Here is a 13,181-nt window from a genome sequence, read left to right as displayed (position 1 = left end):
GTCCCCGGCGGTGGGCGTGCGGGCGGCGGAAGCGTCCCCGGCGGTGGGCGTGCGGGCGGCGGAAGCGTCCCCGGCGGTGGGCGTGCGGGCGGCGGAAGCGTCCCCGGCGGTCCGCGCACCCGCGGGAACACCGTCCCCGGCGCTGGGCGCGCTGGCGGCACTGTCCCCGGCGGGCCGGGCGCTGGTGGTGCCGCCAACCCCGGCAGCAGCCGACTTCCCGACTGGTCGCGTGGTGGGAGCGGCGCTGGCGACGTCCGGGGTACGCGGTGGATCGACCGCCGCACCCTTGGCGCTGGTCGGAGTAGCCGGCACCCCGGTCGGACCCGTGGTGGTCGGGGTAGGCGTTTTCGTCGGACCGCTGATGATCGGCATGGGTGTTCTCGTCGGGCCGCTCGTGGTCGGGATGGGTGTCCTCGTCGGACCGGTGGTGGTCGGGGTCACGGGGGTTCTCGTCCGACCGGTTCCGCTGGTCGGGGCCGCTGCCTCTGCCGGGGCCGTGGTGGTCGGGGTGGCCCCGGAGGCCGGGCCGGACGTGGTGTCCCGGCTCTCCCGGTCGGGCTCGGCAGCGCCGGCGGCCGGCTCGTCGGTGGCGTTCGACCCCGACGTGCTGTCGGCTGGATCGATGGTGGCGTCGAGCGGGCTGGCCTTCGCCTTACGGGCTCGACGCGGCTTGACCGTCAACGGCGCGTCGGCCGTGCCAGGCTCGGCCCCACTCGTGTCGACGGTTGCCGTGCTGGCCGCGCCCGCGTCGAGGGCGGCCGCGCCCGCGTCGAGGGCGGCCGCGCCCGCGTCGAGGGCGGCCGCGCCCGCGTCGACGGTTGCCGCGCTGCCCCTGTTCGCGTCGGCGGTTACGGTGCTGGCCGCGCCCGTGTCGGCGGTCGCCGTACCGGCCGCTCCCGTGTCGGCGGTCGCCGTGGTGGCCGCGCCGGTGTCGGCGGTCGCCGTGTTGGCCGCGCCGGTGTCGGCGGTCCCGGTGCTGGTCCCGTCCGTGGTGGTGGTTGGGGTGGTGGTCCTCTTCGCGTCGGTAGCCCTCGCGCCGGCTGTTTCCGTGCCGGTGGGGTTCACGGCGGCTGTCTCCGTGCTCGTTGCGCCCGCGTCGGCCGTTCCCGTGTTGGCGATGGCGGCGGTAGCCGGCGGGGAGGTGACATCGTCCCGGCTCGCCGGGGGCGTCCGCCTCCCGGCGGTGAACTCACCTGTCGGATCGGTCCGCCAGGCCTGGGACGTCGCCGGAGCGGCAGGGGTCACACCGTGCTGGCCGCTGGTGGCGTCCGCCGGCCAGTCCCAGTGGGCGGGCACGGTGCGTACGCCGTCGGAGCCGCCTGCGGCGCGCGGACCCGAGGTGGCGCCGGTCAGATCGCCCCCGGCGGGCTCAAGGCCGGCCGAGGGCGCGGCGGTCCGCGCGGCGGTCCGCTCGGCGGCGTCCGGGTCGTTCGCCGGACTCGGCGACGCGGCGTTGGGCAGGGCCGGGCCGGTGGGAAGCGCGTCCAGGATGTCGCTGGGCTCGATCGCCTGCGAATCCGGGGTACGGGCACCCGCCGGCCAACGCAGCAGCGCGGCGGCGGCCGCGCCGAGCGCACCGGCGAGGATCGCGATCAACGAGCCGTAGTAGGGAGTCACCTGGTAGCGGTCCACGGAGTCGCCCGGACCGGCGGTCAGGTAGGCGAACGCCACCAGCACCGGACCGGCCACCCCGGTCGCCCCGCTGATCAGGGGGTCCTGCCCCCGCCAGCGCGCCAACCCGGCGGTCGCGGCCCCGGCCAGCAGCGCCACGGTGGGCAGCAGGAGCAGCGCCAGCCGCTGCGCGGTGGAGTCGCTCAGCCAGCTCGGCTCCAGCACACCGAGCCGGACGGTCGGCAGTGGGCCGGTCGTGCCGAGCGACGGCAGGACGGAGATCAGCGCCAACAGCCAGACCACGCCGGCCACGGCCGCCATGTTCCAGCCCAGCGCGGGCCGGAGCAGTACGGCGATCGCGGCGCCGGCTCCGATCACCGCGCCCAGTACGGCGCAGATGCCCACCGCCCAGACCGGGTCGACGGAGACCAGCTCCGCAGCGCGGGCGGGCTGCATGCAGAGCGGGGCGATGACGGTGGCGCCGAGCGCCGCCGCGCCGCCGATCGCCAGCTGCCGGCCGGTGCTGGCCGCCGGAGCATCGCCGCGCGCGAGGCGTCCGGTCAGGACGGCGCCGGCGACGGCGGCGTTCGCGGCGAACCAGCCCACCCAGACGAGCTGGGCCGGCCACTGGTTGACGGTCGTACCGGTGAAGGCGCCGGTTAACCGGACGATGCCGAAACCGTACGCGACGCCGAGCTGGCCGGCCCCGGCCAGCACGCTCACCCCGAGCGCCGTGAGCAGCAGTCTGCCCCAGGTCCGAAAGGCCATGTCCGGCACGTTACGCACCCCGTACACCCGACCGCCACCGGCGCGCCGCGCGGCGCGTCGGCTCGCGTTCGGCGGGTCTACTTGAGTTCGACCAGTCGGGCCAGGTAAGTCGTGTCTCCGACATTCGTGAGCATGTGTACGGCCCCGGGGTCCCGGTAGACGACTCCGCCGGTGGGCTCGTCGGCGTCGATCCGGGTGCCGTCGATCGTCTGTACGACGTTCTTCGCGCCCTCGATCGCCACCACCAGGTACGGGTGGTCATGCCGGTGCAGTGGCTGCCGCTCACCCGGCTCGAGCCGGATGTGCCAGACCCGGACCCGGTCGTTCTCGTACACGATCTCCTGGCCCACCGGCCCGAGTTCGGTTCCGTCGATCACGTCGGTCATCGTTCTCCGTCCAGTTGGGGGAGCACCTCGGCGGCGATCAGCTCAAGGTGGTCGAGGTCTGCGAAGTCGATCAGGCGCAGGTGGACGCGGGTGGCGCCGATCGCGGCGAACTCGCCGATCCGCTGCGCGAGTTGCGCGGGGGAGCCGACCACCGGGTCCTCCGGCGGCAACGCGCTCTTCTCGTGCAGAGGCGCGGCCCGCCGCTGGGCCTCGGCGTCGGTCCGGCCGATGGCCACGACGAGCCCGGCGGAGAGCACCAGCGGCGGACGGCCGGACTCCGTCCGACCGGTGCGCTCGCACGCCTCACGCACCCGGTCGAACGCGGCGGCGGTGTCCGCCACGGACTTGAACGGCATGTTGAACTCGTCGGCGTACCGGGCGGCCAGCTCGGGGGTGCGCTTGGGGCCGCGCCCACCCACGATGATCGGCGGTCCGGGCACCTGCACCGGCTTGGGCAGGGCCGGCGCGTCCACCAGGCGGTAGTGGTCGCCACTGAAGCTGTAGGTCTCCCCGACCGGGGTCCGCCACAGCCCGGTGAGCACCTCGAGCTGCTCGGCCAGCCGGTCGAAGCGCTCGCCGACCGGCGGGAAGGGGATGCCGTACGAGGTGTGTTCGCGCTCGTACCAGCCGGCGCCGATGCCCAGGTCGACCCGGCCGCCGCTCATCTGGTCGACCTGCGCGACCATCACCGCGAGCGGGCCGGGCAGGCGGAAGGTGGCCGACGTCACCAGGGTGCCGAGCCGGATCCGCTTGGTCTCTCGGGCCAGCGCGGCGAGGGTCAGCCAGGCGTCCGTCGGGCCGGGCAGGCCCGGGTCGGCGCCCATCGACTGGTAGTGGTCGGCGCGGAGGAAACCCTCGTACCCGCAGGCCTCGACCAGTTGGGCGAACCGGAGCTGCGTGTCGTAGCTGGCGCCGCGGTTCGGCTCGGTGAAGACCGACACCCGCATGTTCATCGTCCTTCCGCGCCGACGGTGGTCGGCTGCTCGCGTTCCATCAGCAGCTCGTGGAGGTCGGCGCTGACGCGTGCGACGTCGGCCAGGTGGGCGTTGCGGCCCAGGGTGCGCGGCCGGGGGATGGTGACGTCCACCACCTTGCGGATCCGGCCCGGGCGAGGGCTCAGCACGACCACCCGGTCGGCGAGCAGCACCGCCTCGTCGATCGAGTGGGTGACGAAGACGATCGTCGGCTTGTTCTCCATGTGGACCCGCTGGAGTTCGCCGGAGAGTTCCTCGCGGGTGAGCGCGTCCAGCGCGGAGAACGGCTCGTCCATCAGCATCACCCGGGGCTCGCCGATCAACGACCGGCACAGCGACACCCGCTGCTGCATGCCGCCGGAGAGTTCGTGCGGCAGCCGCTTCTCGAACCCGGCCAGCCCGGCCACGTCGAGCAGTTGCCGGGCGCGCTCGCGGTGCTTGGCGCGGCTCCAGCCGAAAATCTCCACCGGCAGCAGGACGTTGTCCAGCACGGTGCGCCAGGGCAGCAGCGCCGGCTTCTGGAACAGCATGGCGATGTCCTGGCGGGGACGGGAGATCGGCGTGCCGGCCACGGTGATCTCACCGGCGCTCAGCGGGAGCAGCCCGGCGATCAGGCGCAGCAGCGTGGACTTGCCGCAGCCGGAGCGGCCGAGCACGGCGACGAACTCACCCTCGGCGACATCGAGGTCGATGCCACGCAGCGCTTCGACCCGGCCTGATCGGCCTTCGAAGGTACGGGACACCCCGGCCAGTTGGATCATCTCCGGCGGACCTCCGCTGAGTGGACGGTCAGGAATCCGGCAAAGGCTAGCTGGCCTGCCCTCGTATCGCACTGTCCGGGGTGGTCATGAGGTTGTTTCCGTTCCGCAACCCGATACGCCTGGCGTCACAACTGTGTCTCTCTCGTACGCTGTGCCCGCGAAGAGTCCCCCCACGACGGCGGCGTCCGGCTTCCACCCCTCCCGCCGGCCCGTCATGACAACCCCCTCCGGCGGCCTGTGGGCCCCGGTTGGAAAGGACATGGTGCTACTGATGAGAAGGCTGACCCGTACGGTCGCTACGGCCGCGCTGGCCACTGCCCTCGCTCTCGTTTCCGCCTGCAGCAGCGGGTCGGACTCGTCTGACGCCAAGGGCGGCAAGGGCGGGGCACTGGAGAAGGTGACCTACCTCACCTCCTTCGGCAACTTCGGCCGTGACTCCTACGCCTGGGTGGCGAAGGACAAGGGCTTCTTCAAGGACGCCGGCTTCGACGTCGAGATCAAGCCTGGTCAGGGCACCGGCGGCGTGATCCAGACCATCGTCGGCGGCCAGGCCCAGTTCGGCCCGGTCGACCTCACCGGCAGCCTGCTGCAGGTCGGCAACGGCCAGGCCAAGGACTTCACCGTGGTGGCCGCGATCCAGCAGCGCACCATGGCCGGCATCGCCTCGGTCGAGGGCAAGAACATCGCCTCGCCGAAGGACCTGGAGGGCAAGAAGCTCGCCGACACGCCCGGGTCCGTGGTCCGCAACCTCTTCCCGACGTACGCCCGGCTCGCCGGTGTGGACGCGAGCAAGGTGACCTGGGTCAACGGTGAGGCGCAGGCGCTGATCGGCACGCTCGCCTCCGGTGCGGTGGACGGCATCGGCCAGTTCGTCGTCGGTCAGCCGACCATCGAGGCCGTGGCCAAGAAGAAGGCCGTCATGCTGCCGTACAGCAACGTGATGCAGGACCTCTACGGCAACGTGCTGATCACCTCCTCCAAGATCGCCAAGGAGAAGCCCGAGATGGTGAAGAAGTTCACCGCGGCGCTGCTCAAGGGCCTGGAGTACAGCCTGGCCAACCCCAAGGAGGCCGGCGAGATCCTGAAGAAGAACGTGGACGCCGCCAACCCGGTCGCCGCCGCCGCCGAGCTGGAGCTGATGGCCGCGTACGTCCGGTCCGGCAACACCGGCACCGCGATCGGCACCCTGGACAGTGGTCGGGTCGCCAAGAGCATCGCCATCCTGCAGGGCGCCGGTGCGCTCAAGCAGAACATCACCCCCGAGCAGATCATCGACTTCAGCCTCGCGCCGAAGGCCTGATCGTCCGGTCGTCATCAGGGGGTACGTCCCGCCGGTTTCCGGTGGGGCGTACCCCCGTCGCTCGTCGGCCCCCGGGGGGCCGTGGGATTTCGAGGAGGACAAGATGACCGACGTCCGGTCGGTGGACCCGGCGGTGGCGGCATCCCCACCCGTGCGTGTCGGAGCCGGGGCGGGGCGGGCGGGTCGAGGCGCCGGTCTCCGCGCCGGGGCCGGGGCGGCGCTGCTGCCAGCGGCCGGCCTCCTGATCGCCCTGGCGACGTGGTGGCTGATCGCCCGGCTGGAACTGGTCCATCCCGCGGCTCTGCCGCCGCCTGGCGACGTGCTCACCGCGTTCGTCGACAAGCCGGCCCAGATGCTGGAGCACACCTGGGCCACCCTGCTGGAGATCCTGATCGGCTTCGCGCTCTCGGCGGTGGCCGGTGTCCTGATCGGACTCTCCCTGGCCAGCTCCGGCACGGTGGAGCGGATGTTCACCCCGCTGCTGGTCGCGGTGAACGCGGTGCCGAAGATCACGCTGGGCCCGTTGCTGGTGGTGGCGCTCGGTTGGGGTCAGAAACCGATCCTGACGATGGTGTTCCTGCTCTGCTTCTTTCCGATCGTGCTCTCGACCGCGACCGGGCTCACCACCACGCCCGCTGATCTGGCCGAGCTGGTGCGCTCCTGGAACGCCTCGCGCTGGCAGGCGTTCCGCAAGGTGCGCTTCCCGGCCGCGCTGCCGCAGATCTTCGTCGGGCTCAAGGTGGCCATGCCGCTGGCCGCGATCGGCGCGGTGATCGGTGAGTTCCAGGCCGGCGAGAGTGGTCTCGGCTACGTCATCACCCAGTACGCGGGCGTCGGTGACACCGCCACCGCGTGGGCGGCGATCATGTTGGTGGCGTTGGTGAGCATTCTGCTCTACTCGGCGCTTCTGTTGATCGAACGGATCGCGCTGCCCTGGGTGCGCGAGACCACGAGCAGCCGCTGACCCGAGCGGCGAGAATGCGAAGGGCCGGCCTCCCCATCGGGAGGCCGGCCCTTTCTTGATCGACTCGGCTTTCGGGACGTCGGGGCTACTGCGCGTCCCGATTACCGGGAATTCAATGACGTCGCGTTGATCATCTGTGGAGCGGTGGCCCGGAGACCGTTACCCCGCCAGGCGCCAACGGCCGTTACGGGCGACAAGCGTGGTGAGCGCCTGCGGCATCAGCCCGCTGTGGTTGTCCGGCGTCATCCGGATCGGACCCGACAGGCCGTCCATCTGGGACGTCTCCAGCACGTCCCGGATGCCGTTACGGTCCACCTTCCCGGCCTCACCACCGGCGCGAAGTTCCGCGTCGGTGATCAGCTGGAGGGCGTCCGCCGCGAAGGACGACGAGCCGTTGTAGCCGCCGTAGCGCGCGGTGTAGTCCTGGAACCACTGCCGCCGTGCCGCCTTGGCGGGTGTGGTCGCGATGACGTCGTCGATCACCATGGTCTGGGTGAAGATCAGCGTGGCCCGCTCGGTCGCCCTGGCCGCCGGGCCGAGGAAGAGGTCACCGGCCGCGCCCGCGTCGAAGAAGAGGGACCCGCGGAAGGTGGTCTGCGAGGCGCTCGTGGCAGCGAGCGTCGCCTGCTCCGGTGGGGTCCAGAAGACGAGCGCGTCCGGCTTGCCCACGGTGACGAGCTGTCGGACCTGCTGGCTGACGTCCGTGTCGGTGGTCCTGACCCGCTGCTCGCGCAACGTGATGTTGGCCTTGATCAGCTCGCTCTGGAGGGCGGCCGCGCCCTCCTGGCCGTAGTCGTTGTCGCTGACGAGCAGGCCCACCTTGCGGATGTTGTTGCGACGCAGCTCGGTGGTCAGCGCGGCCGCGCTGTCCAGGGCGTTGGGTCCGAGTTTGAACACGTAGCGTCGTTGCGCGACCGGGCTGGCTATGGCCCCGGAAGCGGCGAGCGCAATGGTGGGAATCCGCTTCTCGTTGATGGTTCCAACTGCTCCGACGGCGCATTCGTTGCAGCCACCCATGATGATGGCGCTGACCCGGGAATCGCTGCTGAAGTCGACGATGTTGCGAAGCGACTCGGCCGAGTCGGAACGGTTGTCCTTCACCTTCAGCTCGATCTTCCGGTTGTTTAGTGCGCCGGAGGAGTTCAACTGGTCCCGCTTGAGTTCCAGTGCGCGCTTGTACGTCTGCCCGACGGGGGCGGCGGCGCCGGAAAGTTCGAGGTCGGCAGCGATCACGATCGGACTCGTGTCCTGCTCCGCCCCGCCAAACTGGCAGCCGGTGAGCGTGGTGGCCACTACGGCCGATGCGAGCGCCGCGATGGTCGCGGAGCGGATGGGGCTCAACTCAGTCCTCCAGGTGCGGGCGCGGGCGCTGCCCGGTCACCGCCGCTAATCCGTCCTCAGTGGAAGACGGGATCTCCTCTGCCGTACGGTGTGCGCGAAGCCTGCAAAACCTTGCCAATGGCCGGCGCTGTGGTCAAGCGCGGACCCCGGTAGCATTTTCGGGACGGTCATCCCACATGCTGGGGTAACGCAATGTTTGCAAAAGCTCACTTTGCATACACGCGTGACCACTCAGGAGTTACATGCCCTGTTCAGGGGCTTGCGGAAATGAAGGTATCAGTTGCCCGGATCACGGGATGCGCTCCGTCCGACCGTTTCCTACCTCACTGCGGCTTCCCAAACAGGATCATCTCTGATGAAATCGCGGCCGTGCCGCGCGTGGTCCCCTCCGCTTACGGCATGGCTCAGTGGGTCAGGCGGGGAAGAAACGACGGAGGCGATGTCGTGAGCACCGGACCGACGACCCTGCCCGCGCTCGGCGACAGCGCTCGACCGACGCGCCGGCGGATGCCGAGGCTGCGAGACGCCCGGATCCGGTCCAAACTGGCGTTGATCCTGGTCGTCCCGGTGGCGGCGGTGATCGCGCTGGCCACGGTCCGGCTGATCTCCGTCGGCGAGGGCGCCTTCGACGCCACCCGAGCCCGGTCACTGACGGCCCTCTCCATCGACGTCAGCGCGCTGACCCAGGACCTCCAGGTCGAGCGGATGGCCGCGGCTGCCTACCTGGCCAATCCACAGCAGCCGGCCGACGCGTACAACCTGCGGGTCCGTGAGACGCAGCAGCAGGTGGACAGGTACCGCGCCGAGCGCGGCCGGATCGGCGAGGTGCCGGCGGCCCTGCGAGACCGCCTCAAGGCCATCGACGAGCACCTGGCCACCCTGGACGACACCCGTAAAGAGGTGCTGGACGGCCGGCAGATGGCGGTGGCCGAGGTCGTGCTCCGCTACGGCGTCATCCTCACCGACCTGGTCTCCTACGGTGACGGCCTGGCTCAGCTGCCCGGCGACGAGAGCCTCGCGGACAGCCGCCGCGCCGTCTCCGCCTTCGCCCGTGCCAAGGCGTCCGTCGCCGAGGAGGAGGCCGTCGCGTTCACCGCTCTGACGGCGGGCCAACTCGACTCCGAGCAGTTCTCCTCCTTCGTGGCGACGCTCACCAGCCAGCAGGAGGCCCTCGTCTCCTTCTCGCTGGCCGCCGACCCGGTGCAGCGTTCCCTGGTCGACAGCACCGTCTCCGGTGACGCGGTCGGCCTGGCCGACCGGGTCGCCACCGACATCAGCCGATCGGTCGGGCAGCGCCCGCTTGTCACCGCGCAGGACGCCACCGCCGCCATCGGCGCCGTGAACGACCTGATGCGCTGGGCCGAGATCCAACTGCAGGACCGACTGCTCCAGCAGGCCGAGACGGCGCGCTCGAACGTCATCCGGCAGGCCGTGATCGAGTCGATCCTGGTGCTGCTGACCCTGATCATCGCCGTGTCGCTGGCCGTGGTGCTGGCCCGCTCGCTCAACCACTCGCTGCGCCGGCTGCGTGAGGGCGCCCTCTCGGTGGCCAACCACGACCTGCCCGACGCCGTGCGGCGGCTGCAGAACATGGGCAGCGTGGGCGACGGCGGGGCGGACGAGATCGTCCGCCAGGTTCGGGACCCGATCCAGCTCAACAGCCGCGATGAGGTCGGCCAGGTGGCGTTGGCCTTCAACGTCGTCCACCGGGAGGCGGTCCGGGTCGCCGCCGAGCAGGCCGCGCTGCGGACCAGCGTCTCGGCGATGTTCCTCAACCTGGCACGTCGTAGTCAGACCCTGGTCGACCGGATGATCGGCGAGCTGGACGCGATCGAGCGCGGCGAGGAGGACCCGAAGCGGCTCGCGCAGCTCTTCGAGCTCGACCACCTGGCCACTCGAATGCGCCGCAACGACGAGAACCTGCTGGTCCTGGCCGGCGCCGACTCCGCCGTGCCGCGTCGCGACGACGCCCTGGTCGTGGACGTGCTGCGTGCCGCCCAGTCCGAGGTGGAGCTCTACAACCGCATCGAGTTCGGCACCGTGGACACCGACGTCTCGGTCGCCGCGCACGCCGTCAACGACGTGGTCCGTCTCGTCGCCGAACTGCTCGACAACGCCACCCGGTTCTCGCCGCCGAACACCACGGTGGTCGCCGACGGTCGCCGGATCCGCGACTACGTCCTGATCCAGATCGAGGACCGCGGGCTCGGCCTCACCGACGAGCAGCTCGACTCGCTCAACCGCCGGCTGGCCGCCCCGCCGAGCGTCGACGTCGCCGCGTTCCGGCTGATGGGTCTGGCCGTGGTCAGCCGGCTCGCCTCCCGGTACGGCATCCGGGTGGAGCTGCGTCGCAACGTCGAGGGCGGCACCGTCGCCCAGGTGACGTTGCCCGCCGCCACCGTGGTGCTGCCCACCAACCGAGGCCGTGAGCAGGTGCTCACCCGTCCGCGTCAGCCGATGGCGGTGGAGCAGACGCCGCTCACCCCGGCCGGTCACAGCGAACAGTTCGCCGGTGCCGCGACCTCGGCGGCGACGCTGCCCGACCAGTGGCGCACCAACACTCCCGCTCCCACCCAGTGGCAGTCGCCGCTGGACTCGCGGGACACCACCCCGGCCGTACACGCGGGTGGCTACAGCGGTGCCCGCTCGACGGCGCCGCCCCCGGCCGCCCCGGCGCCCGTCCCCCCGACCCTGCCGGCGCGGCCCGCGTACAGCAACAGCGCGGGCACCTCGTCGGGCGGCCCGACGGTGGCCTATCCGACGATCGACCCGCTGCCCCGGCGCGGCTCGACCGCGGACGCCGCGGACGGGCGCAACGCACCGGGTCTGCCGGTCGGGCCGGTCGCCGGCGCCGGCGCGGTGGCACCGCCCCCCGCCCCGTCGGTACCCGCCGCGCCGGTCAGCACCCGCCCCGAGTTCCCCGCCGAGGCGCCGATCTTCCGGGAGATGGAGGCGGTCTGGTTCCGGTCGCACGGTGACGACGCCACCGCGATCTTCACCCGGCCGAAGTTCGACGAGCCGCCACCGCCCGCCACCGCCGCTCCGGCCGACGCCGGGCTGCGCGCCCAGCCGGGTGCCGCCCCCAGGCCGACCGCGGCACCGGCCCGACCGCCCCTGCCGACCCGCACCCCGGGCAGCTCCAACACCGACAGCGTCACCACGCCGGGCACCCCGGGCCGGGGCGGCGCGACCGCCGGTGGGTTCGGCACACCGCCGTCGTACTCCCCGCCTCCGGCCGCCCGGTCGGCCGCACCCGCCGCGCCCACCGCCCCTGCCGCGCCCGCCGCCCCACCCGTGGACCCGGACGCCTGGCGGACGGCCGCGGACGAGGGCTGGTCCCGGGCCAGCCGGGCCGCCGAGCCGGCTCCGGCCGGGACCACCCGATCCGGGCTGCCCAAGCGGGTGCCGCAGGCGCAGCTCGTGCCGGGCGGCATCGAACCGAAGAGCGGTCGGGACCGCAGCCGGCGGACCCCCGATGAAGTACGCGGTCTGTTGTCGGCCTACCACCGCGGTGTACAACGTGGTCGGACGGCCGGAACGGACCTGAACAGCACCTCGACCAAGGAGAGCCGATGAACAGGCCAGCTGCCATGCAGGACATGGGTTGGCTGCTCACCAACTTCGCCGACAGCGTGGCGGGCATCGCCCACGTGGTGGCGGTGTCCGCCGACGGGCTCCTGCTCGCGTCCTCCCGGGATCTCCCGGGGGACCGGGCCGACCAGCTCGCCGCGATCACCTCCGGCGTGGTGAGCCTGACCGAGGGCGCTGCCCGGATGTTCAGCGCGGGTGGGGTGTTGCAGACAGTCATCGAGATGGACAGCGGGTATCTCTTCCTGATGTCGATCAGTGACGGTTCGTCGATGGCCGTGCTGGCCGCGCGCAGTTGCGACGTGGGCCAGGTCGGCTACGAGATGGCGCTGCTGGTCGAGCGGGTGGGCGCCGCGCTGGTGCCGCTGCCGCGGGACGCGGTGCGCTCGTAGCACGAAACGGCGCCCGGACTGCGCCGAGTCAGGGACGGGAGACGGCACACACCGGCTCCACCGGCAACGAGGAGGTGATCAGGGATGGACCAACGACGCGCTGACCCGCGCGGCGCACTGGTACGTCCGTACGCGGTCACCCGTGGTCGGACCGAGCCTCGTCAGGACATCGCTCTCGAGGCAGTCCTCACCGCGTCTCTCACCCAGGTCGCCGAGTCCCGCTTCGCCGGGCACGACAAGCACCGCATCGCCACGGTCTGTGAGGGCCGAGCACAGTCGTTGGCGGAAATCGCCGCGTACACCCGGATGCCGCTTGGCGTCGCCCGGGTGTTGGTCGCCGACATGGTGGCCGAGAGCCTGCTGACGTTACACACTGCTGCTCCCGCCGAGGGGTTCGAGGAGCGGATGGAACTGCTTGGAAGGGTGCTAAGTGGACTTCGCAGGCTATGACCCCGCAGGGGGGCGGCCAGGCCGGGGAATCGTCTCCGCGAAGATCGTCGTCGCGGGCGGCTTCGGCGTCGGCAAGACGACACTGGTCGGGGCGATCTCCGAGATCACACCGCTGACCACAGAGGCGTTGATGACCGCGGCGGGTGTCGGCATCGACGACCCGTCCAAGGTCCCGGGCAAGGAGACCACAACGGTCGCCATGGACTTCGGCCGGATCACGATGGCCCAGGACCTGATCCTGTACCTCTTCGGTACACCCGGTCAGACCCGGTTCTGGTTCATGTGGGACGAGATCATCCGAGGTGCGGTGGGCGCCGCCGTGCTCGTGGACACGCGCCGGATCACCGACGCGTTCGCCCCGCTCGACTACTTCGAGAACCGCAACCTGCCGTACGTGGTGGCGCTGAACCGGTTCGACGGCGCTCCCCAGTACGAGCTGGAGGAGATCCGCGAGGCGTTGGCCATCTCGCCGCAGGTGCCGTTGGTGATGACCGACGCCCGGCACCGGGACTCGGTCAAGCAGGTGTTGGTGACGGTCGTCGAGCACGCCATGCTGCGGCTCCAGGCCGAGCAGGGGCGGGGCTTCCCCACGCCGGTCGGCTGATCCGTCGCGTCACGGCCGGCGCCACCGGCCGGCCGTGACGCG

At 71.6% G+C, this 13,181-nt stretch carries 11 protein-coding genes; 6 read left to right on the top strand and 5 right to left on the bottom strand.

The window, feature by feature from the left end; genetic code table 11:
- The 4 genes from ACPXBU_RS18940 to ACPXBU_RS18925 all read right to left on the bottom strand — a co-directional run.
- Positions 1-2,379: hypothetical protein (locus ACPXBU_RS18940; protein ID WP_425759004.1), on the bottom strand; the 2,379-nt coding region annotated here is incomplete at its 3' end.
- 77 nt (positions 2,380-2,456) lie between these two features.
- Complete coding sequence (locus ACPXBU_RS18935; protein ID WP_007465195.1) at positions 2,457-2,765, bottom strand: cupin; 309 nt, start codon at positions 2,763-2,765, stop codon at positions 2,457-2,459.
- Complete coding sequence (locus ACPXBU_RS18930) at positions 2,762-3,712, bottom strand: LLM class F420-dependent oxidoreductase (protein ID WP_393370469.1); 951 nt, start codon at positions 3,710-3,712, stop codon at positions 2,762-2,764. Before ACPXBU_RS18930 ends, ACPXBU_RS18935 begins: the two co-directional genes overlap by 4 nt.
- Positions 3,713-3,714: 2 nt before the next feature.
- Positions 3,715-4,500 (bottom strand): ABC transporter ATP-binding protein, encoded by a 786-nt coding sequence (locus tag ACPXBU_RS18925; RefSeq protein ID WP_425759003.1) that lies wholly within the window; start codon positions 4,498-4,500, stop codon positions 3,715-3,717.
- A 271-nt stretch (positions 4,501-4,771) separates the two neighbouring features.
- Between ACPXBU_RS18925 and ACPXBU_RS18920 the strand changes: the two genes are divergently transcribed.
- Together ACPXBU_RS18920 and ACPXBU_RS18915 are read left to right on the top strand one after the other, a co-directional pair.
- A complete protein-coding gene (locus ACPXBU_RS18920; protein WP_393370315.1) occupies positions 4,772-5,800 on the top strand; it encodes an ABC transporter substrate-binding protein in 1,029 nt (342 codons plus the stop codon).
- A 103-nt stretch (positions 5,801-5,903) separates the two neighbouring features.
- Entirely contained in the window at positions 5,904-6,764 is an 861-nt protein-coding gene (locus tag ACPXBU_RS18915) for an ABC transporter permease (protein WP_425759002.1), read from the top strand.
- A 159-nt stretch (positions 6,765-6,923) separates the two neighbouring features.
- Here ACPXBU_RS18915 and ACPXBU_RS18910 read toward each other — a convergent pair whose 3' ends face one another.
- Positions 6,924-8,105: an ABC transporter substrate-binding protein gene (locus tag ACPXBU_RS18910; RefSeq protein WP_393370320.1), complete on the bottom strand. Its 1,182-nt coding sequence runs from the start codon at positions 8,103-8,105 to the stop codon at positions 6,924-6,926.
- A 444-nt stretch (positions 8,106-8,549) separates the two neighbouring features.
- Between ACPXBU_RS18910 and ACPXBU_RS18905 the strand changes: the two genes are divergently transcribed.
- The 4 genes from ACPXBU_RS18905 to ACPXBU_RS18890 all read left to right on the top strand — a co-directional run bounded on the left by ACPXBU_RS18905 (position 8,550) and on the right by ACPXBU_RS18890 (position 13,139).
- Positions 8,550-11,681: a nitrate- and nitrite sensing domain-containing protein gene (locus ACPXBU_RS18905; protein WP_425759001.1), complete on the top strand. Its 3,132-nt coding sequence runs from the start codon at positions 8,550-8,552 to the stop codon at positions 11,679-11,681.
- Positions 11,678-12,085, top strand: a complete 408-nt coding sequence (locus ACPXBU_RS18900; RefSeq protein ID WP_007465177.1) for a roadblock/LC7 domain-containing protein — start codon at positions 11,678-11,680, stop codon at positions 12,083-12,085. Before ACPXBU_RS18905 ends, ACPXBU_RS18900 begins: the two co-directional genes overlap by 4 nt.
- Positions 12,086-12,169: 84 nt before the next feature.
- Complete coding sequence (locus ACPXBU_RS18895; protein WP_124778091.1) at positions 12,170-12,535, top strand: DUF742 domain-containing protein; 366 nt, start codon at positions 12,170-12,172, stop codon at positions 12,533-12,535.
- Positions 12,516-13,139, top strand: coding sequence for a GTP-binding protein (locus tag ACPXBU_RS18890; protein ID WP_425759000.1), 624 nt, complete (start codon positions 12,516-12,518; stop codon positions 13,137-13,139). Before ACPXBU_RS18895 ends, ACPXBU_RS18890 begins: the two co-directional genes overlap by 20 nt.
- The last annotated feature ends 42 nt before the right edge of the window (positions 13,140-13,181 follow it).

Source organism: Micromonospora sp. DT231 (assembly GCF_049847025.1).
In the GTDB taxonomy this organism is placed as follows: domain Bacteria; phylum Actinomycetota; class Actinomycetes; order Mycobacteriales; family Micromonosporaceae; genus Micromonospora.
Note: the sequence above shows the minus strand (reverse complement) of the source record. Positions and strands in the feature narration are given on the sequence as shown.

Excerpts from the sequence above, each read along its gene's own strand:
- ACPXBU_RS18895 (WP_124778091.1), top strand. The coding sequence starts at position 12,170 with ATGGACCAACGACGCGCTGACCCGCGCGGCGCACTGGTACGTCCGTAC.
- ACPXBU_RS18925 (WP_425759003.1), bottom strand. The coding sequence starts at position 4,500 with ATGATCCAACTGGCCGGGGTGTCCCGTACCTTCGAAGGCCGATCAGGC.
- ACPXBU_RS18935 (WP_007465195.1), bottom strand. The coding sequence starts at position 2,765 with ATGACCGACGTGATCGACGGAACCGAACTCGGGCCGGTGGGCCAGGAG.
- ACPXBU_RS18920 (WP_393370315.1), top strand. The coding sequence starts at position 4,772 with ATGAGAAGGCTGACCCGTACGGTCGCTACGGCCGCGCTGGCCACTGCC.
- ACPXBU_RS18900 (WP_007465177.1), top strand. The coding sequence starts at position 11,678 with ATGAACAGGCCAGCTGCCATGCAGGACATGGGTTGGCTGCTCACCAAC.
- ACPXBU_RS18930 (WP_393370469.1), bottom strand. The coding sequence starts at position 3,712 with ATGCGGGTGTCGGTCTTCACCGAGCCGAACCGCGGCGCCAGCTACGAC.
- ACPXBU_RS18915 (WP_425759002.1), top strand. The coding sequence starts at position 5,904 with ATGACCGACGTCCGGTCGGTGGACCCGGCGGTGGCGGCATCCCCACCC.